General features: G+C 56.1%; 20 protein-coding genes. 14 read left to right on the top strand and 6 right to left on the bottom strand.

What is annotated here, in order from left to right; all coding sequences use genetic code 11:
* Positions 1 to 88: 88 nt before the first annotated feature.
* From K0I31_RS03415 to K0I31_RS03405, 3 genes are all read left to right on the top strand, one after another.
* Positions 89 to 1,015 (top strand): phospholipase A, encoded by a 927-nt coding sequence (locus K0I31_RS03415; protein WP_220079902.1) that lies wholly within the window; start codon positions 89 to 91, stop codon positions 1,013 to 1,015.
* 44 nt (positions 1,016 to 1,059) lie between these two features.
* A complete protein-coding gene (locus tag K0I31_RS03410; protein ID WP_220079901.1) occupies positions 1,060 to 2,526 on the top strand; it encodes a S41 family peptidase in 1,467 nt (488 codons plus the stop codon).
* Positions 2,527 to 2,603: 77 nt separating this feature from the next.
* Entirely contained in the window at positions 2,604 to 3,134 is a 531-nt protein-coding gene (locus tag K0I31_RS03405) for a peroxiredoxin (RefSeq protein WP_220079900.1), read from the top strand.
* 115 nt (positions 3,135 to 3,249) lie between these two features.
* On the opposite strand, the gene K0I31_RS03400 is transcribed toward K0I31_RS03405, so the two are convergent.
* The 4 genes from K0I31_RS03400 to K0I31_RS03385 form a co-directional block, all read right to left on the bottom strand.
* Entirely contained in the window at positions 3,250 to 4,965 is a 1,716-nt protein-coding gene (locus tag K0I31_RS03400) for a hypothetical protein (RefSeq protein ID WP_220079899.1), read from the bottom strand.
* Between the two features lie 481 nt (positions 4,966 to 5,446).
* Positions 5,447 to 6,199, bottom strand: coding sequence for a phosphoadenylyl-sulfate reductase (locus K0I31_RS03395; protein WP_258406164.1), 753 nt, complete (start codon positions 6,197 to 6,199; stop codon positions 5,447 to 5,449).
* Positions 6,192 to 7,889 (bottom strand): assimilatory sulfite reductase (NADPH) hemoprotein subunit, encoded by a 1,698-nt coding sequence (cysI, locus tag K0I31_RS03390; protein ID WP_220073091.1) that lies wholly within the window; start codon positions 7,887 to 7,889, stop codon positions 6,192 to 6,194. The genes K0I31_RS03395 and cysI overlap by 8 nt, the downstream gene beginning before the upstream one ends.
* 77 nt (positions 7,890 to 7,966) lie before the next feature.
* Positions 7,967 to 9,751, bottom strand: a complete 1,785-nt coding sequence (locus K0I31_RS03385) for an assimilatory sulfite reductase (NADPH) flavoprotein subunit (RefSeq protein WP_220079898.1) — start codon at positions 9,749 to 9,751, stop codon at positions 7,967 to 7,969.
* A gap of 331 nt (positions 9,752 to 10,082) precedes the next feature.
* Between K0I31_RS03385 and K0I31_RS03380 the strand changes: the two genes are divergently transcribed.
* From K0I31_RS03380 to K0I31_RS03365, 4 genes are all read left to right on the top strand, one after another.
* A complete protein-coding gene (locus tag K0I31_RS03380; RefSeq protein WP_220079897.1) occupies positions 10,083 to 11,252 on the top strand; it encodes a Re/Si-specific NAD(P)(+) transhydrogenase subunit alpha in 1,170 nt (389 codons plus the stop codon).
* Complete coding sequence (locus tag K0I31_RS03375; protein ID WP_220073088.1) at positions 11,252 to 11,527, top strand: NAD(P) transhydrogenase subunit alpha part 2; 276 nt, start codon at positions 11,252 to 11,254, stop codon at positions 11,525 to 11,527. The genes K0I31_RS03380 and K0I31_RS03375 overlap by 1 nt, the downstream gene beginning before the upstream one ends.
* A gap of 6 nt (positions 11,528 to 11,533) precedes the next feature.
* Entirely contained in the window at positions 11,534 to 12,916 is a 1,383-nt protein-coding gene (locus K0I31_RS03370) for an NAD(P)(+) transhydrogenase (Re/Si-specific) subunit beta (protein ID WP_220079896.1), read from the top strand.
* A gap of 264 nt (positions 12,917 to 13,180) precedes the next feature.
* The gene (locus tag K0I31_RS03365; RefSeq protein WP_049766562.1) at positions 13,181 to 13,465 is read left to right on the top strand and encodes a hypothetical protein; all 285 of its coding nucleotides are present in this window, start codon (positions 13,181 to 13,183) and stop codon (positions 13,463 to 13,465) included.
* Positions 13,466 to 13,535: 70 nt separating this feature from the next.
* Here the strand turns inward: K0I31_RS03365 and K0I31_RS03360 are convergent, their stop codons facing one another.
* Together K0I31_RS03360 and hldE are read right to left on the bottom strand one after the other, a co-directional pair.
* Positions 13,536 to 14,372 carry a hypothetical protein gene (locus K0I31_RS03360; RefSeq protein ID WP_220079895.1) on the bottom strand — a complete coding sequence of 279 codons (837 nt, stop codon included), beginning with the start codon at positions 14,370 to 14,372 and terminating at the stop codon, positions 13,536 to 13,538.
* Positions 14,369 to 15,799, bottom strand: a complete 1,431-nt coding sequence (gene hldE / locus K0I31_RS03355; RefSeq protein WP_220079894.1) for a bifunctional D-glycero-beta-D-manno-heptose-7-phosphate kinase/D-glycero-beta-D-manno-heptose 1-phosphate adenylyltransferase HldE — start codon at positions 15,797 to 15,799, stop codon at positions 14,369 to 14,371. The genes K0I31_RS03360 and hldE overlap by 4 nt, the downstream gene beginning before the upstream one ends.
* Before the next feature lie 105 nt (positions 15,800 to 15,904).
* Between hldE and K0I31_RS03350 the strand changes: the two genes are divergently transcribed.
* The 7 genes from K0I31_RS03350 (at position 15,905) to K0I31_RS03320 (ending at position 25,399) form a co-directional block, all read left to right on the top strand.
* Complete coding sequence (locus K0I31_RS03350) at positions 15,905 to 16,831, top strand: LpxL/LpxP family Kdo(2)-lipid IV(A) lauroyl/palmitoleoyl acyltransferase (protein WP_220079893.1); 927 nt, start codon at positions 15,905 to 15,907, stop codon at positions 16,829 to 16,831.
* Between the two features lie 291 nt (positions 16,832 to 17,122).
* Positions 17,123 to 19,414, top strand: coding sequence for a nitric-oxide reductase large subunit (locus K0I31_RS03345; RefSeq protein WP_220079892.1), 2,292 nt, complete (start codon positions 17,123 to 17,125; stop codon positions 19,412 to 19,414).
* Positions 19,415 to 19,588: 174 nt separating this feature from the next.
* A complete protein-coding gene (gene norR / locus K0I31_RS03340; protein WP_220079891.1) occupies positions 19,589 to 21,124 on the top strand; it encodes a nitric oxide reductase transcriptional regulator NorR in 1,536 nt (511 codons plus the stop codon).
* 24 nt (positions 21,125 to 21,148) lie between these two features.
* On the top strand, positions 21,149 to 22,579 hold the full coding sequence (locus K0I31_RS03335; RefSeq protein WP_220079890.1) for a M16 family metallopeptidase: 1,431 nt from the start codon (positions 21,149 to 21,151) through the stop codon (positions 22,577 to 22,579).
* On the top strand, positions 22,576 to 24,018 hold the full coding sequence (locus K0I31_RS03330; RefSeq protein WP_220079889.1) for a M16 family metallopeptidase: 1,443 nt from the start codon (positions 22,576 to 22,578) through the stop codon (positions 24,016 to 24,018). The genes K0I31_RS03335 and K0I31_RS03330 overlap by 4 nt, the downstream gene beginning before the upstream one ends.
* Before the next feature lie 361 nt (positions 24,019 to 24,379).
* Positions 24,380 to 25,000 carry a helix-turn-helix transcriptional regulator gene (locus K0I31_RS03325; protein WP_011864459.1) on the top strand — a complete coding sequence of 207 codons (621 nt, stop codon included), beginning with the start codon at positions 24,380 to 24,382 and terminating at the stop codon, positions 24,998 to 25,000.
* Between the two features lie 123 nt (positions 25,001 to 25,123).
* On the top strand, positions 25,124 to 25,399 hold the full coding sequence (locus K0I31_RS03320; protein WP_011864458.1) for a Flp family type IVb pilin: 276 nt from the start codon (positions 25,124 to 25,126) through the stop codon (positions 25,397 to 25,399).
* The last annotated feature ends 78 nt before the right edge of the window (positions 25,400 to 25,477 follow it).

The raw sequence follows: 25,477 nt of genomic DNA, 5'->3' as shown, positions 1-25,477 counted from the left end.
AAATAGGTGCGCGCGGCGGGCTCAAATGTTACAACATAGCCTAGATTGGAGACGACGCGCTAAGCTTGCGACACGAGAGGAAACAAGGATGCAAACCACCCAATACCTTAAATGGCTTCCCCTAATCACCCTATGTTCACTGCCTGCAACCTGCCAGGGCGCCGAGCCCACAGAAGAGAAGAAAACCACAGAGGATAGCTCGCTGCTAGACCAGCGCGTCGAAGATGAGCTGGCCACCTCGGAGAGGCCCTTCGTGATCACGCCGCACAAGGTCAACTACATCTTGCCCGTGACCTATAACAGCTCACCCAATAGGGATCCCTTTGATGAGAAACTGTCCAAGAACAACTCGGAAATCGACAACCTGGAAGCCAAGTTTCAGATTAGCTTTAAGTTTCCCTTGATGTACAACGTGTTCGGCGACAACGGTCATCTGTTTTTCGCCTACACCAACCAGTCTTACTGGCAGGTGTATAACAAGGATATCTCCTCGCCGTTCCGCGAAACCAACCATGAGCCAGAGATCTTCATGCTGTTCAACAACGACTGGCAGATAGGTCCGCTGACCAACTCCTTCTGGGGCGTCGGCGCCGTGCATCAGTCCAACGGCAATTCAGGCTCCCTCTCCCGCAGCTGGAACCGCATCTATGGCACCATGGTGTTCGATAGCGGCCCCTTCGCCCTCGCCGCCAAGGTGTGGTGGCGGATTCCCGAAGATGAGAAAGAGACACCCGATTCACCCAAGGGAGACGATAACCCGGATATCCTGGATTACATGGGCAACTTCGAGCTCATGGGGGTCTATGGTGTAGACAAACACAGATTCTCGCTGATGCTGCGCAACAACCTAGAGAGCCCTAACCGCGGCGCGGTGGAGTTTACCTGGAGCTATCCCATCATTGGCAATCTGCGTCTCTATACGCAATATTTTAATGGCTATGGCGAGAGTCTTATCGACTACAACGCCCATACCCAGCGGATCGGCATCGGCTTCGCGATCAACGACATTCTCTAACCATAGGCGGCGCGCTATGCTCGCCGCTCGTATTAGGAAGCAGAATGAAATTCGGACACCAGAGCATCATCAATGGCTTCGGCCTCATCATGCTACTGAGCTGTATTCAGCTGACGGTGATCGCCCTGCGCGAGGAGCCGCCCAAGCCGCAGCTCTCGACCCGGGAGATGCAGTCGGATCTTAACTATCTGCAACAGCATCTCAGCCAATACTCCGCCAGCGCAGCCGCTTCACCCCAGCGCTTAGTGAGCCTGGAGACTGAGATCAACAAGGCCCGGGGCCAGCTGCCCCTGGGCGGTGAACGTCAGCTGTTTGCCCAGCAACTGCTTAAGATACTGACGGCCATAGACGATCCCAGCGCCCGGCTCGAGGGTGTCACCACCCAGGCCTACCTGCCGATCAAGCTGCGCAAGTTAGACGATAAGTGGCTGGCGCTGACCCAGGACAATCGCCCGCTGGACAGTGAGGCGCCCTTTATCACCCATATCGATGGCCTGCCCATCGCCCTCTGGGTAGCAGCCACCCAAGCCTTTCTGCCCCCCAGCCTGGCCAACATGGTAAGCGAACAGGCAAGCTATCTTGGGATGATCGCCATGCTCAGGCGCGAGATAGGCCTGGCGCCCAGCGAGCGCTGTCGCCTCACCCTGAGCGATGAGCAGGGCAACGGCCACCAAGTTAGCCTGGCGCTGACCAGCCAGCCACCTCAGGCGCTCAGTAGCAATGACAATGAGCAGGTCAGTGTCGACCTGCAAGGGGTGTTTAGCCTCCATGACCTGTCGAGCTTCAATCCAGGCAGCCCCCAAGGGCAACGTCTCAAGCGCTCGCTGACCAGCCCTGTCACCATATTGGATCTGCGCCAGGCTCATGGCGCGGGCGATGAACTCCTCAAAATGCTGGCCCAGACATTCAGCCCGGACATCAGACCGCCGCTACTGGCGGGCTGGCCAGACTCCCTGCAGGCGGTGGCACGCTACAAGAAGGGGCCCAATCTGCGCAGCGACTACCTCAAGCCCCTAGGCTTCCTGCCGCCCGCTAGCCTGAGTCAGGCGGAGCAGTTACAGCTGGAACTACTACGCCCACACCTGCCCGAAGAGGAACCCGGTTTTAGCCCCTGGCAGGCCAAGTTTTGGCACCTGGCCAGCTTACCCTGGTCGTATCTTCCCCGTCCTAAACGGGGTAAGTTGATGTTGCTGATCGGCCCAGATTGTCGTCAGCAGTGCCAGTGGGTAGCCCACTTCGCCAAGACCTGGCCAGACACCTTAGTGGTGGGTGAGGCGACGCGGGGGGAATATGGCAGACAGCAGCAGCTCACCCTGCCAAACAGTGGCTTTAAGATAAGTTTCAACGCCACCCAGGTATATGACGCCACGGGCAAGGCGCTGTCCGGCGTGCCGACCCAGCCGGATATTGATCAGCCACTGGATGATGCCGTCTACTGGGAAAACCTGATCGCCCTGTTTGCGCCGGATACAGACAGCCAGGCGCCAGCTTCAACGAATACAAGTAACTAATACAAGTAATTGATACAAGCAGCTAATATAACCAAGCCTACAACTAACACAGCCAACTCACTAAAAAAGGACCCCACATGAATAAGTTAGTCACCAGACTCCTGCTCGGCCTGAGCCTACTGCTCGCCGCACAGGCCAACGCCACCGATCTCAAGGTGGGCGATAAGGCGCCAGATTTCCGCCTACAGGCCACCGACGGCCACTATTATCAGCTCAGCGATTACCTGGGCAAACAGACCCTGGTACTGGCCTGGTACCCCATGGCCAACACCCGAGGCTGTACGCTAGAGTGCAAATCTCTGGTGGAGAAAGGCGATCTTATCCGTCAGTACAAGGCCGTGTACATGATGGCCAGCGTCGATGATCTCGAAGACAACCAGAAGTTTGCCAAGGAGCAGAAGGCCGATTTCCCTATGCTCAGCGACCCCAACAAGGAGACTGCCAAGGCCTATGACGTGCTCAACCTGGTGCGCGTCGCCAGCCGAGTCACCTTCTACATAGGCGAGGACGGCACCATATTGAAAATCGATGAAGATATTCATCCTAAGACGGCCGCCGAAGATATCGCCGCCAACCTGGCTGCTTTAGGCATCGCCAAGACCGAATAAGTAAAAAGGTAGCAATAAAAAAGCCCCGTGCGCTCAGGCCTCGGGGCTTTTTATTTGCTATGACTTATGTGCAATGACTTATGTGCAATGACTGATTTGCAACGATGAATAAACCTTAGTCGTTGCGGGTCTCCACCAGGCTGTCGATGACTATGCCCTTGGCATTGATATCCATCCCGACCTTCAGCTGGGTGCGATAATCTTTCAGCGCCTCCAGCTCCTCAGGAATAGGCTCGCCGCTCATTGCCATCAGGTTCATGGCTGGGGTGAACAGCTTGGCGTAATCGGCCGTCATAGAAAACAGACCATTCGCCGTTGGCTTCTCAGCGACAAGCTTGTCGGCGATCGCCTGGCTCTTTTCGCCCGTGTAGATGGTCAGGTGTTGACCCTTAAGCGCCATCTGCGCCCGCACCCCGAGGGATGGCGGCAATTGCAGCGCTGCGCCAAGATCGACCGTGCTACCGTCGCTAGGCAGATTGACATTGGCCAGCTCGGGGGCAAACGGCTTCACCATGTTAAACAGAGTCGCCGGGTCGTCCGCCGTCAGGGTTGTTATGGCGTCGAGATCCTTGAGCGAGATCTGTTGGGTGTCTTGCTCTAGGGCGTAATCCAGCAGCGAGAAGGAGACCCCTTTCACGCCGTTGGCCATACCGGTAAACATACCCAGCATGGCCGGGCTCTGCCCTTCCATCTCACCCTGTAGCTGCGCCAACGGCTCACACTGATAGCTTGGGGTAAGCAGATCATCCCAAATCTTAGAGATGCTAGGCACAAACTGATTCACATCCAAACCAAGGGCCATGGAGAACACCCCAGCGTCTATGCGCTTGGTATGGGCCGGAATAAAGCCGCGCATCTGACTCAGGGCGCCGAGGATCACCTGGTTATTGCTCTCGATAACAGTGCTAAAGCCTATCTTGGCCCGCTTGTTCTTCACCTCAAAATCTGTATAACCGATCACTGTGCGTGGCCAGTTTGCGGCGATGCCGGCCAGCTCGCTTTGACAGGCCTGAGAGCGCAGCTCAACGAAGGGATCATCATGAATCAACTTGAAGATCTTGGTCAGCTGACGCGCCATCTGGTTAGCATCCAGGGTGGTGATCGCCTTCACTAACTCCTGATGATTGATATAGCTGACGCTGTCCTTTTTAAAGCCGTGTTTCTTGATGATCTCATCGACCGTACCAGCCTTGGCCAGCGAGTCTTGAACCGGCTTTAGCCCCAGTGCGGTTTCAAGCAGTTCAGGCTCGAGGAAGCTGGTTTCCAGCGTCAAGGTCAGCATGCCCTTGTCGATGGCAAACACCAGATCAACGCGTTCGTTCTCGCCCTCGTCGGTAAGACGATAGGCACGGTACTTAACCTCGCCAAGCTGCTTCGCCGTGTGCGTCAGGCCGCTTTCAGCCTCGGCCTTATCCAGCACCGCCCAAAGATGATCTGGATTGGCGATATCCAGCTTGATCACGGGCAATACGCCTAAGGTATAGAAATAACTGGTGATCTTCTCGGGCAGGCCGAAGGTATCGATCAGCTGCTGGCCATCTTTAGAGGCGTCGAAGTAACGCTCCAACACCCTGAAGATAAACTGGGCTCTGGGATCATCATCCTCAGACAGCAGGGTCTTCATCTCTACGGGATATTGCTTCTGCGCCTCTGGAAGCGCATCGATATAGTCCTTTATGGGAAAAGGCTCAAACTGTGCGGAAAATAGCGGTGTATCGGCAGGTACATAGGCCAATACCTGATTATCCACCGACTTAGGCGCCTGTTGCATCGCCCAGTAGCCCCCCGCGCCTATGGCAAGGATCGCCGCCGCCACTAATGCCTTCTTCATTCACTAAACTCCCTGTTAATTCGCGCGGCAGTCGGGCCTATCCCAAGCTGGCAAGCACGTAATACCCATCAATGACTTACTTTGATTGGTATAAGAAAAGAATGGGGTCGATATTACTATATAGATGAATAAAAAGGGAAATAAGATTAGCGGGGATATCCCTGGATAGCCGCAGCGGACTATCCAGGGCCTATGGCTATTAATTAGCATGCGCCAGCAGACCAATCAAACATCTAGCTCTCGCCAAGCGAGTTGGGTTTCGATCTTGTCGGCGGCTCTGCCTGTCGCATCAAAGAGGAAGAGAAAGCGACTGGATCCAAGTGGGATCCGATACAGACAACAATCCAAAACCATCTACGGGAACTTACCACTATAGTTCAAATTTCTGATCTGTGCATAACCCTGTGTAAAAAAAGTGCACAAATCAGAAAAAAGTACTAATTAATCATACTGCTAGTGCAGTGAGATTTACTCCGCAGCGTTAGATCTCATAGTGCAGACCGCACTCACGCTTGAGGCCGTTGAAGCGGGTCTCCTCTTCGGTCATCCCCAGCTCCAGTGGGCGGCTGGAATGGGTATCGCCAACCGACACATAGCCCTGCTCCCAAAGCGGGTGGTATGGCAGGTCATGCTTGGTGAGATACTCATGCACATCCTTGTTGCTCCACTCCAGGATCGGCAGCAGTTTATAGCGATCGCCGTGGATCGCCAGAATCGGCAGATCCTCACGGGTGCTGGACTGGCTCCGGCGCAGGCCCGCAAACCAGGTGCCTACTTCCAGCTCCTTGAGCGCCGTCTGCATAGGAGTCACCTTGTTGAGGCGATTGTATTGCTCCAGGCCATCCAGCCCCTGCTCCCACAGGCGACCGAAACGGGCCTCCTGCCAGGCGCTGGTCATGGGCGCGCGGTACACCTTAAGATTGAGCTTGAGTCGCTCGGTCAGCTCATCGATAAACTGATAGGTCTCGGGAAACAGATAGCCAGTGTCCGTGAGGATCACCGGGATATCCTGCTGTACCTGGGTGACCAGATGCAGCATTACGGCCCCCTGAATACCGAAGCTCGATGACAGCGCATGGGTGCCCGGCAGGTAAGCCAGGCCCCAGATCACCCGCTCGGCGGGCGTGAGCCCCGCCAGGAAGGCGTTGACTCGAGCCAGCTCTGCATCTTGCTCAGCCTTGGGCGCGCTAAGCAATGCTTGCAGCGCTTGGGCAGAGATCACTGAATTATCCATGGAAATCCTTAGCGGCATCGATAACCGCCTTCACCACGCCGACACGCACGGTGAAGTTACCAAAGGTTTCGCCTGCTTCACGCTCTTTGACGTAGCGGGCAAACAGTTCGTCTAGGGCCGCCAGAATCTCGGCTTCCTGAATGTTCTCACGATAGAGTTTATTGAGGCGCGTACCCTCGAAACTCGCCCCCAGATAGAGGTTGTAGCGTCCAGGCGCCTTACCCACCAGACCAATCTCGGCGGCAAATGGACGGGCACAGCCGTTAGGGCAGCCCGTCATGCGGATCACTATCGGTTGCTCCAGGAAGCCATGCTTCTCCTGCAGTGCCTCCACCTTGGTCATGAAGTCCGGGAAGTAACGCTCTGCCTCTGCCATCGCCAGGGCACAGGTCGGCAGCGCCACACAGGCGATAGAGTGGCCACGGGTCGGGCTGATCAGCTTGCCCATCAGGCCATGACTGCGGGCAAGAGCCTCGATCTGCGCCTTATCTTCTTCGGCCACACCGGCGATGATGATGTTCTGGTTGGCTGTCATGCGAAAATCACCCTTGTGTACCAGAGCTATTTCACGCAGGCCGGTCTGCAGCGGTTGTCCCGGCAGATCTTTTATACGGCCACCCTCGATAAACAGGGTCAGGTGCCAGTGGTTATCCACGCCCTTGATCCAGCCGTAACGATCGCCGCGATCGCCGATCACCACCTCACGCTTAGGCTCAAATTTTACCCCGGCGCGCTGCTCCACTTCTGCCTTGAAGGCCTCAAAACCATGCTTGACTATGGTGTACTTGAGGCGCGACTGCTTACGATCTGAGCGGTTCCCCCAGTCTCGCTGTACCTTGAGCACGGCCTCGGCAAACTTCAGGCAGTCTTCGGCCTTGATGAAACCAAAATCATCCCCCAAACGTGGGAAGGTCGCGACCTCGCCATGGGTCGAGCCCATGCCGCCACCGGCCACCATGTTAAAGCCTACCAGCTCGCCGTCTTCGGCCACGGCGATGAAGCCAAGGTCGTTGGTGTAGACATCCACATCGTTATCCGGCGGCACGGCCACGGCCATCTTGAACTTACGGGGCAGATAGGTCTTGCCATAGACAGGCTCCACCTCTTCGCTCTCGCTCACCGCCACCTTGTCGTCACCCAGCCAGATCTCGGCGTAGGCCTTGGTGCGTGGCAGATAGTTGTCCGACAGCTTCTTGGCCCAGTAGTAGGCCTGCTGATGCAGCTTGGACTCTACCGGATTAGGGTTACACATGACGTTACGGTTCACGTCGCCACAGGCGGCGATAGAATCCAGCGCCTCTCTGTCCAGATCCTGGATCAGCGTCTTGAGGTTCCGCTTAGGGATACCGTGGTACTGAAAGGTCTGGCGGGTCGTCAGACGAATGCTGTTGGAGCTAGTCAGGGTCGAGGCTATCTTATCCACCCCCAGCCATTGTTTGGGCGTACAGACACCACCGGCCACACGGGCGCGCAGCATGAAGCTGTAGAGAGGCTCAAGCTTCTGCTCCTTACGCTCGTTGCGCAGATCGCGATCGTCCTGCTGGTAGAAACCGTGGAACTTGATCAGCTGCTGATCCGCGTCGTTGAAGGCACCGGTCAGCGAGGTGTCTAACCCCTCTTCGATAGTGCCGCGCAGGTAGTTACTGTCGGTCTTTAGGTACTCGTTTACTGATAATTTCTGGTCGCTCATGGCTGCTGCCCTATTGTCTCTTTTGCACCGGCTCTGCCCATGCAAGTTAATCTGTCGGCGACTGGCGCCTGTCTCAATTAATAAACGTCTTTCTGGTAACGCTTGTCGCTGCGCAGGCTCTCGAGCAGGGCCTCGGCCTGCTCTTCACTCTTGCCACCATGCTGTTTGATCACCTCGATCAGCGCCTGATGCACATCTTTGGCCATGCGCTCGGCGTCGCCGCAGATATAGAGATGCGCGCCGCGCTTGATCCACTGCCACAAGGTCTCGCCCTGCTCCAGGATGCGGTGCTGCACATAGATCTTATGGGCTTGGTCCCGCGAGAAGGCGGAATCTAAGCGGGTCAGTACGCCATCTTTAAGATACTGCTGCCACTCGGTCTGATAGAGGAAATCCTGCTCGAAGTGCGGATTACCGAAGAAGAGCCAGCTGTCGCCCTGCGCGCCTTGGGCCGCACGCTCCTGCATGAAGGCACGAAACGGCGCTACACCCGTACCAGGGCCAATCATGACCACAGGCGTGTCTGGGTTTTCCGGCAGACGGAAGTGGTTGTTCGGCTCCACATAGACCTTGACCTCGGCGCCTTCCTTGGCGCTTGCCAGGAAGTGAGACGCGCCGCCAAAGCGGGTGCCCGAGTCGCGCTCATCAGCCACCAGGGCCACGGTCAGGTGTACCTCGCTCTCCACCTCAGACTGGCTCGAGGCGATAGAGTAGAGTCTTGGAGTGATTGGACGCAGCAGCTCCACCAGCTGGAAGGCACCGATATCCACAGGATACTTGGCCACCAGGTCGGCAAGCTGATGCTTGAGAATAAACTGGCGGGTCTGCTCTCTGTCTTCGCTGATCGCCTGCAACTCTTCGTTGCCGCTCAGCTGCGCCCAGTTTTGCACCAGGCCAGGATAGAGCTGGGTCAGCTCGCGCTTCTCTTTAAGTGCCTGGGCCAACTTCAGGGTAGCGTCACCCAGAGTCACCTCAGCCTCACCATCCAGAGACAGGCCTTGGATGATCTCTGCCACCAGGGCGTCGCTGTTACTGAACCAGACGCCCAAGGCATCACCCACCTGATAGCTCAGGCCCGACTCGCCTAGGTCTATCTCCACATGGCGTACGTCGCGGTCCGAATCACGGCCGGTGAGCTTCTGACTCACCAGTAGTTCGGCGCTGTAAGGCTTCTGCTTGCTGAAGGCCGAGCTGCTGACTGTGCTGCTTGCGCTGCCGATGGAGACCACGCTGGCGCCGGTGCCCACCAATGGCTTTACCGCGCCCAACACGGCTTCTTGCCACTGACTGGCCGCGCTCTCGTAGTCCACATCACACTCAGTGAGCGGCACGATCGCCTTGGCGCCCAGTGCGCTCAGGCGCGCATCGAAATCTTTACCCGTCTGGCAGAAGAACTCATAGCTGGAGTCTCCCAGCGCCAGCACGGCGTAGTTAAGGCTGTCTAGCTGAGGGGCGCGCTTAGAGGCCAGGAACTTGTGCAGCTCGATGGCGTCGTCCGGCGCCTCGCCCTCACCATGGGTGCTCACCACGGCAAGCAGCAGTGTCTCCTGCTTGAGCTGGCGCGTCTTGTAGTCGGCCATAGAGACCAGATTGACGCTATAGCCCTGGGCCTGCGCCTTCTCTGCCAGCTCGGTGGCGATACCGCGGCCGTTACCTGTCTGGCTGCCGTAGAGAATGGTGATAGTCTGCTGGGGCGCTTGCTGCACCTCGCCGGCCACGCCGCTCAGTTCGGCCGTGGCCGACAGGTAACCGCCTACCCAGGCGAGTTGCACGGCGTTGAGTTCAGAGGTGAGTTGCTTAAGCTTATCCACCTGCGTCGCAGACAGGGGAGAAGCCAGTGATGAAAGCTCTTTTAACAGCATGGAAGACGGCCCTATAACAGTGTAATTAGCCTAGCTTAGTGGCTTAAGAGAAAAGCAAAAAAGAATAAAATCTAATTTTTAATTCATTTTTGGAATATGCAAAGGTCATAATTTGAGCTACAAAAGTGAGAGTGGTGAGCGATATTTGCTTAAGCTGTGCCCTTAACCACAGAATTTGAAATGAAATTTTGTGGACTGGCGCAAACTTTTTGCTCCGACCAGTGCACCAGCGCTGATTATGAAAAATTCGCGCTTGTGTCTAAGTCCAGACTCGCCACAATAGCGAGCCAACAATTCAAACGACGTCTGTCCCCAACTAAGAGGTTTCTCAGTGAAACTAGGTCTACCTAAAGAGAGCCATGCCGACGAAAAACGCGTTGCGTTGATCCCGGCCAATGTGACTCGGTTAATCAAAAAAAACCTCCAAATTCTCGTGGAGAGCGGAGCGGGTCTCGCTGCGGGCTTTAGCGATCAAGCCTATCAGGAAGCAGGAGCCGTTATTGCCAACAGAGACGAGGTACTCGGCGCCGATATCATCACCCTGGTCAACCTTAAGGGTGAGCAGTTCGAGGAGATCAAGGCCAAGGCGAAGCCCCAGCAGCTGTTTATCGGCATGATGGATCCCCTGGCGCAACCGGAAAATGCCGCCGCCCTGGCCGAAACAGGTACCAGCGCCTTGGCACTTGAGCTGGTACCGCGGATCACCCGCGCCCAGAGCATGGATATCCTCTCCTCCATGGCCACCATAGCCGGATACAAGGCCGTGCTGCTGGCCGCCCATGAGGCGCCGCGCATGTTCCCTATGATGATGACGGCCGCCGGTACGCTCAAACCCGCCCGCGCCTTCATCATGGGCGTCGGCGTCGCCGGTCTACAGGCCTGTGCCACCGCCAAGCGCCTGGGCGCCGTGGTAGAAGCCTATGATATTCGCCCGGCCGCCCGGGAGCAGATCCTCTCTGTAGGTGCCAAACCGGTTGAGCTAGATCTGGAAACCGAGAACACTGAAACCAAGGGTGGCTACGCCGCCGAGCAGAGCGATGACTTCCTCAAGCGTCAGCAACAGGCGATGGCCAATGTGCTGGCCCAGCAGGATATCGTCATCACCACGGCCGCTATCCCAGGCCGCAAGGCGCCCGTACTGATCACCAAGGAGATGGTGGATGCCATGAAACCTGGCACGGTTATCGTCGACCTTGCCGCCGAAACCGGTGGTAACTGCGAGCTGACGGAGCTGGACCAGACCGTTGTCCACAACGGCGTTACCATACTCGGGCCATCAAATGTGCCGGGCAGCGCCGCGACCCACGCCAGCCAGATGTATGGCACCAACATAGAGAACCTGCTCAAACTGCTCGTCGACAATGAAGGCCAGTTAAACCTGGATTTCGACGACGAGATTGTCCGCGACACAGTCGTGGCCCATCAGGGTGAGGTGGCTAACGCCAGATTACGTGATCTGTTATCACTGCCGCCACTGGCGGCAACAGAGGAGGCTCAATAATGGAAATTTTATTACTACTGACCCTGTTCGTGGTGGCAGTATTCCTTGGGGTTGAGCTGATCACTAAGGTGCCGCCGACCCTGCACACCCCGCTGATGTCGGGCTCAAACGCCATCTCGGGGATCTCCCTGGTCGGCGCCCTGCTCGCCGCCGGTTCAGGTGCGGGAGTCTGGGTCAATGTGCTGGGCTTTATCGCCGTGGTACTAGCCACCATCAACGTTGTGGGTGGCTACATGGTCACCAACCGTATGCTTGCCATGTTTAAGAGGAAATAAGCCAACATGAGTATGACGATTATCTATCTCGCCTACCTTGTGGCTGCGAGTCTGTTTATTTTAGGGATCAAGGGGCTGACCAAGCCGCGTACCGCTGTGCGTGGTAACCAGTTGTCGGCCCTGGGTATGTTTATCGCCGTGGTGGTGACTCTGCTGGATAAGAGCATCTTAAGCTATGAGTGGATCATCGCAGGTATCTTGCTGGGGGGTGCCATAGGCGCCGTGATGGCCACCAAGATCCAGGTGACCGCCATGCCGCAGATGGTGGCCCTGCTTAACGGTTTCGGTGGCGGCGCCTCGTTGTTTATCGCCCTGGCAAGCTTCCTGGATCACGATTCGGCGACCCATGTGGTGGCGCTGATCTCTATCGGTCTGACCGTGCTCATCGGCTCTGTTACACTGTCGGGCTCCTTCGTGGCGTTTGCTAAGCTGCAGGAGCTGATCTCGGGTAACCCAATCCGGGTACCGGGCAACAAGTTTATCAATGCTAGCCTGTTGATCGCCGCCCTGGTGCTGACGGTTGCCGTGGTCACCACGCCGAGCAATCCAACCTTCATCTACGCCTTAGTCGCCGTATCGCTATTACTGGGTCTCTTCCTGGTGGTACCTATCGGCGGCGCCGACATGCCAGTGGTTATCGCTCTGCTGAACTCCTACTCGGGGATTGCGGCGGCGACCACAGGTTTTATCACAGGCAACACAGTACTGATCGTCTCGGGTTCTCTGGTTGGCGCCTCGGGCATCATCCTGACTCAGATCATGTGTAAGGCGATGAACCGCTCACTGTTTAACGTGCTCTTTGGCGTCATGGCCGAAGGCGGCGAGACGGTAGATGCCGACGAGGTCTATGCGGGTAAGGTGACCTCCTCCTCGCCGGAAGAGGTGGCCATGTTACTGGAAACCGCAGAGCGCGTGGTGATCGTTCCAGGTTATGGTCTGGCGATGGCTCAGGCGCAACATGCGGTGCGTGAGTTGGCCTCGGTACTGGAGGCGCGCGGCGCCCAGGTGCTGTACGCCATCCACCCGGTTGCCGGTCGTATGCCTGGCCACATGAACGTGTTGCTGGCCGAGGCTGAGGTGCCCTATGAGCAGCTGATCGAGATGGATGAGATCAACCCCCAGTTCGAGCAGACAGACGTGGCCATCGTTATCGGTGCCAACGACGTGACCAACCCTATGGCGCGTGAAGACAAGGGCAGCCCTATTTACGGCATGCCTATTCTCAACGTCGACAAGGCCCGTACCGTGGTGGTCGTCAAGCGCTCACTGAGCCCGGGTTTCGCCGGCCTGCCTAATCCGCTGTTTGCCAAGGACAACGCCCTGATGTTGTTTGGCGACGGCAAGAAGGCGATTGTCGATCTGACCCAGTCCCTCAAAGAAGCGGACTAAGCGCACAAAATCGAAAAAAGGCCGTTTAACGGCCTTTTTTATTGCCTGTTGAAAATAAAATTAGATAAATCTTATTGATTAGTTTGCAGTTTATTTTTTACCCGCCACAGCCTTGCTTTTTGGTGGAAAGTTATCTAAACATTTCGGCTATACTTAGCCTGAGAGGCCGCGCTTTGGCCGAGTGAATCGCTTGCATATTGGATTAACATCTGATTATATAATCATCATGTAACAATGTTAGCGTTTCCTAAAGAGGCTTTGAAAATGCAAACTCAAGTGCTAAATAATGGACTGCTATCTTTCGAGGATAGGCGCGTTTCTCAGGCTCACGCTAACGAACATTGGGACAGGTTGACGACGGCGCAGCGATTCGCCTTCTACACCTTAGCGAAACTTGGTTATCAGCTGCTCTTTGTGAGGCAAACCCCAACAACGAGTACCGCTATCGCCAAACAGGAAGATCAACTCGCTACCATTGACGACGAAGGTGATATCGACTTTCATCCAGATGTCGTCCTGCGCGAACGCCGTCCACCTCGAAAGCAATAAGCAAAAAAAGGAGCCTCTGGCTCCTTTTTATTTTCTATCTGACTCGCAAACGATTGCTAAAACCAAGCGACTACTCCCCCTGCATCGCCTGCTCCGTCATCCAGTTCTCGGCGGCCTGCTCACCCATCAACTGCTTCAGGGTCGGGCGGATAAACGCCCCCATCTCAGATCTCCGCCAAAACATATACTGGGGTAACTTAGCCTGATTTGCGGCGCCGAACAGCCAGTGCAGCAGGCTGGCAAACTCATCGAGTGTCTCTTGATCATACTGAACCAGATCTGGGTAGATGGCATCGATAAGCGAATCGAAATTTTCAAATGCCCCAAGCGCCTGCCAGCTGTACCTGTCCAGAAGCTGTGCGAGCATGGGCGTCGACCAGTGAGAGATGGCCGCCACGCTCTCAAACACCTCTAGGTTACGCCTGTGATACTGCTGCCAGGCCAGGGTCTCGGCTTTGCCCGCTCTAGCCAGGGACCAGAGCAGATAGAAGTCCGCCAGCCACTCGTGTTGATAGGAGGTTAGCTTGTCGGATTTTAGGTAGGTGGAGTTCGAGCGGCTCACCGCCAGGTGCCCCAGCTCATGGGCCAGGGTCATCTGATAGGCCTGTTCTATCGGCAGGGCATAGACCTGGCCATTCCACAGCGCCGAATATGCCTTGGGGATCCGCTCATCATGCAGCAGCACAAGACCGGTCACATAGGGATCGGTCAGCGGCCTGACCATGGCGCCGCGCCGACCCATCTGGCTCAAAAGCGTCTGAGGATTGAGGGGTAATTGTGCCCTTGCATTACTCGGTAACTGCGCGAGGCACTCTTGAACGTGAGACGTTTGACACACCAGGGCCTGGCCTTGGGGCATAGGCGCCCAGAACCAGGCACTGGCGATCAGTAACGTCTCTGGGATCACTGCTTGGCCATGATGTTTTCTATGATGGCCGTGGTAGAGACGCCATCTTCAAAGCCCAGCACCTCGACGCTGCCACCAGCCGCGATCACCTCTTTGCCACCGGCGATATCCTCGACACTATAGTCGCCGCCCTTCACCAGCTTGTTGGGTAGCAGTCTGGAGATGATGCGCTGCGGCGTGTCTTCGCTAAATGGCACCACCCAGTCGACCGAGGCCAGCCCCGCCAGCACGGCCATACGACGCTCCAGCTTGTTGACCGGACGGCCATCGCCCTTGAGGCGCTTCACCGAGTCATCATCGTTAACCGCCACGATAAGCCTGTCACCCAGCGCCCTCGCCTGCTGCAGATAACTCACATGGCCGGCATGGAGAATGTCGAAACAGCCGTTAGTCATCACGACGCGCTCACCCTTCAGCTTGGCCTGCTCCAGGGCATAGGCCAGTTGATCTTCGCTCACCACCCCATAGCCGCTCTCGCCATGGCTCAGATTAAGCGCCGCAATTAGCTCAATACGGCTCACGGTCGAGGTGCCCAGCTTGCCAACCACTATGCCCGCGGCCGTGTTGGCCAGGGCGCAGGCCACTGGCAGCTCACAACCTACCGCCAGCGAGGTGGCCAGGGCCGAGATCACTGTGTCACCGGCGCCGGTCACGTCATAGACCTCGTGGGCAACGGTTGGAATATGCAGCTCGGGGGCATCGGCGGTGATCAGCGTCATCCCCTTCTCGGAGCGCGTCACCAGCAGGGCCTCGAAGTCGAACTCTTTGAGTAGCTCCTTGGCTTTAGCCACCAGATCCGCCTCGTCGGCAACCTTACCGACCACCTGTTCGAACTCGCTCATGTTAGGCGTCAGCAAGGTCGCGCCGCGATAACGGGAGAAGTCGCTACCCTTAGGATCCACCAGCACCATGACTCCCTTAGCCTTGGCCTTGGCGATAAAGGCCTCGGGCTTGTCGATGGCGCCCTTGGCGTAATCGGACAGCACTACCACGGCCACCTTATCCAGCTCTTTCTCGGCGCTCGCCAACAGGGCCAGGCTCTGCTCGGCCGGATAGGCCTCCTCGAAATCGAGGCGAATCAGCTGCTGATTACGCGACATCACCCTGAGCTTGGTGATAGTGGGAAGCTCAGCAACTGTGTGCCACTTAGGCACGACGCCAAGCGCCTCTATGCCCTGGGTCAGGGCCGCGGCGGTTTCATCTTCACCCACTATGCCCGCCAGGCTCACCTGACCGCCCAGGGTGGCGATATTCAAGGCCACGTTGGCCGCCCCGCCGGGTCTGTCTTCAATTTGATTCACTCGTACCACGGGCACAGGCGCCTCGGGCGAAATGCGCCCCGTAGGACCGCTCCAGTATCTGTCTAACATCACATCACCGACGACCAGAACGTTTGCTTTTTCGAAAGCTGGCAGAGAAATCTTCATATGGCACTTATCTTTTTGCGAAAATTAATCCCTGATTATACCTAATTTTCCCAACAAATTGAGTTAGAATAAGCAGTAATTTTTGTAAACCCCATAGGGTCAACCGTGGTCGAAAACGCTCAATTCTCCGCTCAATTTTTCCATCCCAAGTATTGGCTCATCTGGTTAGGTGTCGGCTTTATGCGTCTGACCCAGCTGCTGCCCCTGCGGGCCCAGATGAAATTGGGACAAGGCATAGGCCGCCTGGCCATGGCGATAGCCGGCAGTCGCGTCAATACCGCCAAGCGCAATATAGCACTCTGTTTCCCCGAGATGAGCCAGGCCGAGCAGCAGCAACTCTTGACCCGCAACTTCGAAGAGACGGGCAAGGCGATCTTCGACATCGCCAACGCCTGGTGGTGGAGTGACGAGCGCATTCAGCGCCACATGACCATTAAAGGCCGCGAGCATGTTGAGCAGACCCTGGCCGCCGGACAGGGCGTGATCCTCTTCGCCGTACACTGTCTACCTCTGGAGATGGGCGCTCGCATCTTTGGCCAGTTTCAGCCGGGCATAGGCGTCTACCGCCCCCACAACAATCCGCTGATGGAATACCTTCAGGTTAAGGGACGTCTGCGCTCCAACAAGGGGCTGGTGCCCAAGCGGGATCTCAGACAGATGGTGCGCAGCCTGCGCAATCCCGATGTGATCTGGTATACGGCGGATCAAGATTTCGGCCGTTCCAGCGCCGTCTTTATCCCCTTCTTCGCCGTGCCTGAGGCCGCGACTATCACGGGAGCCACCACCCTAGCCAAACTCGGCAAGGCCAAGGTGCTGCCCTTCATTGTGGTGCGAAACGAAGATGACAAGGGTTACACCATAGAGATACAAGCGCCGCTAAAAGACTTCCCCGGCGAAAACGAGCTGGAAGATGCGAAGCGGGGTAACCGCATCATAGAAACGATCATCGAACGCAGCCCAGCCCAATACATGTGGCTGCACAGACGCTTCAAGACCCGTCCCAATAAGGATGACCCGTCGCTCTATCGTTAACCCGACTGCGAAAGGGTTAGTCGCTCGGTAAAGCCAGCCATTTAGGCTGGCTTTTTTATTTGCCGCACATCTCCCCATAACCCAACAAGTATCAAATCGACACAGACAAAACACACACTGTCCTTTTGACATTCAGTGTCATTTCTACACTTATGTGAGATTGTCATTATGACAATTTAATAAGACACTAATATAGGCTTATTTGCAAATAATCAATAACTTACAAGTATGGCACGTTAGCTGCTATAGCAGGGTACTCCACACCTACAATATATTGCGCTGAGAGGCTCTATGAATAAACAACGGCTAACGGCGATAGCACTCTTGATAGTACTTATCGCTTCCTTCTCTGTACTGCTGAGCATAGGCAGTCAGATTTATCGCGAAAAACCCCCAATCCCCACCGCCTTTACCGATGTGCAGGGTCAACCTCTGTTCACCCAAAACGATATAGAGCGTGGTCAACTGGTTTGGCGCTCTATGGGCGGACACCAGCTAGGCTCTATCTGGGGTCACGGCTCTTACGTCGCCCCAGACTGGACCGCCGACTGGCTGCACCGTGAGGCGCAGGCCTGGTTAGATATCACCGCCAAGGCGCAGTATGGCAGAAGCTTCAACGAGCTGGACTCTATCAAACAGGCCGGTCTTGAGCAGTCGCTGCGTGACGACCTACGTCGCAACACCCTGACTACCTCGGCCAATGGCGAGATACGCATCAGCCTGTCTGAAACCCGTATTCAGGCCATCGGCCAGGTATCAGACCACTATCTGTCTCTGTTTGGCGACGATCCTGAGCTCTCTACTCTGCGCGAACAGTATGCGATGAAGGAAGGCACAGTGCCTGACCTTGAGCGTCGCCAACAGCTCAACGCCTTCCTCTTCTGGGGCGCCTGGGCCGCCATCACAGAGCGTAAAGGACAAGAGTATACCTACACCAACAACTGGCCTTTCGATCCGCAGCTGGGTAACACCCCAACCTCAGACAACATCGTCTGGTCTATCCTGAGTATCGTCACCCTGATCGCTGGTATCGGCGCCCTAGTGTGGCACCACGCCTCTGGCAAGCATGAAGAGCTGCCTAAGCCAGCCGAGCAAGATCCTCTGTTCCTTAAGAAGCCTACCGCCTCACAGAAGGCCGTGGGTAAGTATTTCGTCACCGCGGTCGGCCTCTTCCTGCTGCAGATCCTCTTAGGAGGCGTGACGGCGCACTACGCGGTAGAAGGGCAAAACTTCTACGGCATCCCACTGGCAGAGATACTGCCCTACTCGGTTACCCGTACCTGGCATACCCAGCTAGCGGTATTCTGGATCGCCACCGCCTGGCTCGGCACAGGCCTCTACATAGCGCCTGCGCTATCTGGATATGAGCCTAAGTTCCAACGCCTGGGCGTCAACGTCCTCTGGGTAGCATTGGTTGTTGTGGTACTGGGCTCTATGGCCGGTGAATGGATCGGCGTACAGCAGTACTTCGACCTGGATACCAACTTCCTCTTCGGCCACCAAGGCTATGAATATATCGACCTCGGCCGTGTCTGGCAGGTACTGCTACTGGCTGGCCTGTTGATCTGGCTAACCCTGGTCACCGCCGCCATGCGCCCAGCCCTTAAGATTCAAGGCGAGATGCGCCCTGTGATCTGGGTACTGTACGCCTCGTGTGTCGCCATCGGCCTGTTCTACGGTGCAGGCCTATTCATGGGCAAACACACCAACCTGGCCATCGCCGAATACTGGCGCTGGTGGGTCGTTCACCTATGGGTTGAAGGCTTCTTCGAGACCTTTGCGACCTCGGTGATCGCCCTGATGTTGGTGCGTCTGGGACTCATCCGTGCCCGCAGCGCCAACGGCGCCGTACTATTCGCCACGGTTATCTTCCTCACCGGTGGTCTTATCGGTACCCTGCACCACCTCTACTTCACAGGTACACCAACGGGTGTGATCGCCTGGGGCGCCATTTTCTCAGCACTGGAAGTGGTTCCGCTAGCCCTCATCGGCTTCGAAGCCATCGAGAGTTACCGTATGCGTAACGCCAGCCCTTGGATGATCCGCTACAAGTGGGCCATCATGTTCTTCGTGGCTACCGCCTTCTGGAACTTAGTGGGTGCCGGCGTGCTGGGCTTCCTGATCAACCCACCTATCTCGCTCTACTTCATCCAGGGTCTAAACACCACCGCGACCCACGGCCACGCCGCCTTCATGGGTGTGTACGGCATGCTGGGTGTGGGCCTGATGCTCTTCTGTCTGCGCGGTCTCACAGGCCAGATCCAGTGGAGCGACAAGCTGCTTAAGGGTGCCTTCTGGAGCCTGAATATCGGTCTGGCGGCCATGGTCTTCATGTCACTGCTGCCTGTGGGCCTGACCCAGTTCTTCGCCGTCATCGAAAATGGCTACTGGTTCGCCCGCTCACCAGAGGTGATCCACAGCCCACTGGTTGAAACCTTGGTATGGATGCGTGTCCCTGGTGACGTCATCTTCGGTGCAGGCGGCCTGTTCCTCGGCGCCTTCCTGTTCGACATCATCAGAAAAGCCATTGGCGCCAAAGGCACTCAGGCCATTGCCGATGCGCCGCTGTCGGCCAACGCATAACGCCTGACATCACTCTACAAAGGGGTCATATCGACCCCTTTTTACTCTCACAACAAGTGTAAAAATGACAATAAACATTACTGTTAAATTGACATATACTAATTCCTAGTACAGCCGCAGCCTGCCGATGAAGAAGGATGTCCCTTGGCACTGGCGCGATATTTCGGAGACCCCATGGCATTAAGTCAAACCCAATTAACGCGGATGGCGTTAGATATCACCTCGGGATTGTCCAATCATGACAGGTTCTCACGCCTGCTCGACACCATCAGGGAAAGCATGCAGTGCGACGCCGCCGCGCTGCTGGAGTTTAAGGGTCAGCAGTTTACCCCATTGGCCATCAACGGCCTGAGCCCAGATGTACTTGGCCGCCGCTTCGTGCTCCATGAACACCCAAGACTGGAGGCCATCGCCCGCGCCGGTGATGTGGTGCGCTTTCCCGCCGACAGCGATCTGCCCGATCCCTACGACGGCCTAATCCCCAACCAGGGGGATAACCTCACGGTACACGCCTGTATCGGCCTGCCACTGCTGGCCGATGGCAGCCTGATAGGCGCCGTCACCATTGATGGCTTCGATCCGGATCAGTTTAAGTCTTTCACCAACGAGCAGCTACGGGGGATCAGCGCCATCGCCTCGGCGTCGCTCAACAACGCCCTACTGATCGACAAGCTAGAGAAGCAGGCGCTGCAGGCCCAATGGGACAAGGGCGACAGCACCAGCCAGAGTAAGGAAGGCACCAAGGAGATCATCGGCCAGTCACAGGTGATGAACAACCTCAAGCAGGAGATCGCCGTGGTGGCGCCGACGGATCTCAACGTACTCATCATGGGCGAGACGGGCACAGGTAAGGAGTTGATCGCCCATGAGATCCATCAGGGCTCCATGCGCGCCGGCCAGCCGCTGGTCTACCTCAACTGCGCCGCCCTGCCCGAATCTGTGGCCGAGAGCGAGCTGTTCGGTCATGTCAAAGGGGCCTTTACTGGCGCCGTCAGCAATCGCAGCGGCAAGTTCGAGATGGCCGACAAGGGCTCGCTGTTTCTCGATGAGATAGGCGAGTTGCCGCTGACCCTACAGGCTAAACTGCTGAGGGTGCTGCAATATGGCGATCTGCAAAGAGTCGGCGACGATCGCAGCCTCAAGGTGGATGTGAGAATCATCGCCGCCACCAACAAGAATCTGAAGAACGAGGTGCTGGCAGGACGCTTTCGCGCCGACCTCTATCACAGACTCAGCGTCTTCCCGCTGATCGCGCCGCCACTGAGAGAGCGTGAGCAGGACATCACCCTGCTGAGCGGCTTCTTCGTCGAACGCTGCCGTCAGCAACTTGGGCTACAGACCCTGAGGCTCAGCCCGACCAGTCTTGCCATGCTGGAGTGCTACCAATGGCCCGGCAACGTCAGGGAACTGGAGCACAGCATCTACCGAGCGGCCATTCTCGCGAGGGCCCAGTCATCCGGCAGTAACGGCGTCATCAACCCCGAGCATTTCGAGTTCGCCAACCAGGCACCGCGCACCGTTCAAAGCAGCGGCAAAACCCTGGCGCCGCAATTTAGCGGCAGCCTCAAGCAGGCGACCGAAGCCTTTCAGGCCGACTACATACGCCAAACCCTGAGCCAGCACGATAATAACTGGGCCGCCACCGCCAGGGATCTCGAGGTCGATTCGGGTAATTTACACCGCCTGGCAAAACGGATAGGGTTAAAGTAAGTCAATTTCAGAAAATACAATAAGATGCCAAGCCCGACACGCTATTCCCTGCTCGCCTGCCTACTCAGCCTCATAGGCGTGAGCATGAGCGCCATGGCCAGCGAGCCCAGCCTGGAGACGCTGGCCGCGCCCCTCTATCAGCTGGAGCAGCAACTGAGCCGGCACGAACTGGATAACGGCATGAGCCTCTATCTACTGCCGCTGCCCAACAAGCAAAGCGTCGCCCTCTCCAGCCAGTTTGCGGTAGGCTCGCGCAACGAGCTCGAGGGGGAGTCGGGCTACGCCCACCTGTTCGAGCATATGCTGTTCAAGGGCAGCGAAAATGCCCCGGGCGACAGCTATGGCCAGACCATGAGCGCCAACAGCGGCTATTTCAACGCCAGCACCTTCTTCGATGCCACCAACTACTATGTCAACCTCCCCAGTCAGGCGTTAGAGCTGGCGCTCTGGCTCGAATCGGACCGCTTCATCCGTCCCCTGCTCAGCGACGAAACGGTGCGTAATCAGCAGCAGACGGTGCTCGAGGAGATGGCCACCACCATAGACAACCAGCCCTATATCCGCCCGGCCATGACCTTTCTGCTCAATCAGGTAAAGGGCAGCCCCTATGGCCATGCGGTGATCGGCTCAGTTGACGATGTGTCGGCGGCCACGCCCGCCAGCCTGAATCGGTTTCACCATGACTTCTACCGCCCCGATGCCATGCAACTGGCCATCGTCGGCGACTTGCCGCCGCAAGCTCTATCTTGGGTAGATAAGTACTTCGGCAGTTGGCAGAAACCCAAGCGTCCCCTGGCACACTTCTCACCGCTAGCCGTCGAGCGCCAGCCGGTGCGAGGCGAGATAGTCGATAGCCGCGGCCCCTGGCCCGGGCTGATGTTGGCCTGGCACACGGTTGGCGCCCTGCATCCAGATGCCGCCGCCATCACATTGGTCGAAGACTATCTGCTGCAAAACCGCACCAGCATGCTGGAGCAGATGAACCTCAAGGCGCCCGACACCCTGCTGCATTACTCTGTCCCCCTCTCCATGGAGCATCTTGGCGTGATGAACCTGATCCTGGTGCCCAGAGCCAAGATCTCCCTCGACGCTCTCAGCCAGCGCATCACTGGCATGGTGGATACTCTGGCAAGCAAGGGAATAACGCCGCTCGAACTCGATCAACTCAAACGCCGTTGGCTACTCACCCAGCTGAGCAAGCTTGACAATGATGTCAGCCTGGCCAATCTGCTCAGCGCCAGCCAACTTAGAGATAGAGAGCATCCCCTCACCGCCCCCTGGGAGCGAATTGCGGCGGTAACTCAAGAGGATATCAAACGGGTCACCCAGCACTATCTGAGCCCAGGGTATGTTCGCCTCGACCTGCTGCCCCCCTGGTATATTCGTTGGGGCAAGACGATATTAGAGTGGCTGCCCGACGGCCTGTCCGATTCACTGGAGGAGAAGGTGCTATGAGACCCATAAGTTTACTCCTCATCCTCATTGGCTGCCTCTGGAGTGGTGGCTGTCAGCAGACCCGCTTAAGCTTCACCCAGGTTGAAGCGCCAAAGGTGCCGAGTTTTACCGCGCCGACCAATGCGCCGACACTGGCGAAAAAAGAGTTTACGCCTTTGGCGCCGCCTGAGGTTATCTCGTTGTCAGACGAGCTCAGCCTGCATCTACTCCCCGGCACGCCCTCCCAGTTGGTGGGCATACACCTGCTGGCTGTGAGCCCAGACGCCCCCTATGAGAATCTCGATATTATGCATACGGCGCTGCAGCAGCTTAGCGTCAAGCTGGCCAACCAGCACGACCTGCCCTGCATAGAAGGACTGACCATACACCCCAGCATCCATGGTCTCAGGCTCAGCCTCAAATGCCCGGCATCGGCACTGGCGCAGGCGGTCGATGTCTTGGCCCAGAGCTGGTCGTCAGACGCCTACGGCGAGCTGGAACTGTCTAGACTCAAACGCCAGCTGGCCCTGGATAAACATATCAGAGCCTTTAATGGCAGCGAGATAGAAGAGGTCTGGGCCGACAAGATTCTTGGCAGCGCTCATCCCTACAATAAGGCCCTGAATAACAGGGAGCTTCAGCAAAGCCTGGACAAGCCTCAGCTGCTGGCCCTACTCGAACAAACCAAGGCAAAGAGCCAATGGCATCTGTTATTGGAGGGCGTCCCTCAGGTGGAAGACAGCTTAAGGGAGCAACTTACCGCGAGCCTGAGCCAACTGCGTGCTCAGCAGAGGCAGAGAGAGCGCTTTGTCGATACCTTTAGCCCCTATGGCAAGCAGCTATTTGTCATCGATGCGCCGGGCACGGTACAGACTCAGGTGCGGATCGGCTATCACCTGCCTATGGGATTAGATGACCAAGAGGATTCGGCGTTTGCCTGCGAAGCCCTCAGTCGCTGGCTCGGACGTAGCTTCTCCGGGCGCCTCTACTTCGATCTCAGGGAGCAGAGGGGTCTAACCTATGGCATCTATGGCCGCTGCTTCAACAATCCTATGGCGCGAATCCTCAAATACTACGGCGCCACCCAACATCAGCATACTGGCGCCTTTATTCGTGGCATCTTAGATCACCTGGCACTGGCGGCAGAAGCCCCGCCTTCAGAGGCCGAGCTCGCCGCGCTGAAGACCTCGCAGTTTAGCCTGATCGCCCTGCGCCAAGACGATCCTGGCCATCGCATCGAAGATTACAGCCAGGCCATTGCACGCCAAGCAGGCAGCGACGCTATGACAGCGCGACTCAAACGCTGGCAAACGTTAACCCCAGAGGTGCTGCAAGCCTTGGCACAAGCGCACTTTGGCCAAGAGCCCGTAATTGTCATCCGCGGCGATCTAGCACGTATCAGGCCGGATCTCGAAGAGAAGTTACCCGAGTGGCAGCTCAAGGTCACCTGGGTAGACTAATCTCATTTCAATAATCAGGTGCTAAAGAGAGGGCGCTAAAATGAGGCGACAAGCCGTCGCCTCTGTGCTGCTCATCTTCTACCAACATCTTCTCCCCACAACTTCATCCCCCATCAGCTGTCGTCTGATCCAAAGACACAGGACAAGCTATGCCTGATCACGAGTGCAGGGGGCCTGATGCCTGCCCGAAAGGATATAAGTCATAAGTTATCGCCTCTTGATATTAAATCCTTCTTATATAGAATATGAACAAATAAACGAGCGTTTAATAATTTAGTCATAATAAAGTCTTACGCTCGAAAAAATAAACAAACCCTATTAGTAACAAAGTAGTACATTATAAATCTCATAAGGACGTGAAATGTATAATGGTGAATTATTTACCCTAAGCCGGTCGCCGAAAAATATTCAGCTGTTAAAGAATATTTCTGGGCTACTCAATTTAAAGGTTAATGCCAGTATTACGCCGCTAGCGGCCTGGCACAATCCACAGAAAGCCCCCAAGATTCTGTTTCATTTCCTCAAAGACGTTCACGGCGAACTCGGTCAGATAGATCCTGAGCTTCTGTCGGCAGGCAAACATATCGCCATCTGCGAAAACCTCTCGATGGATGATGAGTTAACCCTAATAAAACATGGGTTTAGTGGTGCAACCAAGGCGTGCAGCCCGGCACACGCCATCATGCAGATGCTCGACAATGTGCTCGAGGGCAACCTGTTTTTTAGCCTGAGCGCCCTGTCGCACTATATTCAGACACAGCAAAAACCGGCTAAAGCCTCAGAGCAACATGCACTGTTTCAAGGGATCACCAAGAAAGAGAAAGAGGTGCTCTCTTTTATCTGTAAAGGCCTGAGCAACTCAGAAGCCGCAAATAAAATGAACGTTTCAATAAATACCATCAAGATGCATTTACAAAACATTTACAAAAAAACCGATTGTAAGAGCCGAGGACAACTCCTGGTTAAATATAATCAGTTATAGGCAGGAAAATAATAACAACGGGTAGGTTCAGCGAGGCAATATTATTCCTAGGGATAATTGAGACACTAAGGTATGACGATAAAATAACCGAGTCTTAATTATATATTCTCAAGGAGAAAAGAGATGTTAAAGAAAAAGCAACGTGGTCAAGGTATGACCGAATATATCATCATTGTCGCACTGATTGCCGTGTCTGCCATCGGGGTATACAGCTTCTTCGGTAAGACGATCCGTAACCAGGTTGCCGGTCTGTCTGCCGAAATGTCAGGTCAAAGCGCCGACGGTCAAATTGGTCAAGCACAAGGAGCTGCCACCGCAGCAAATGGTGTTGCCAACCAGGATTACAACCTAGGTACATACGACCAAGCTGCAAACAGCAGCGCTGGTGGTACCAACTAACCCTATAAGCGTTAAACCTGTTTTGGGGTCAAGACTGTTTTGGGGTCAAGACTAAGGCAAGTGCCAAGGCACTTGCCT

Source organism: Shewanella spartinae, assembly GCF_019457555.1.
Taxonomy (GTDB): Bacteria; Pseudomonadota; Gammaproteobacteria; order Enterobacterales; family Shewanellaceae; genus Shewanella; species Shewanella loihica.
The sequence above is the reverse complement of the archived record's forward strand: the minus strand, read 5'-3'. Positions and strand labels throughout refer to the sequence as shown.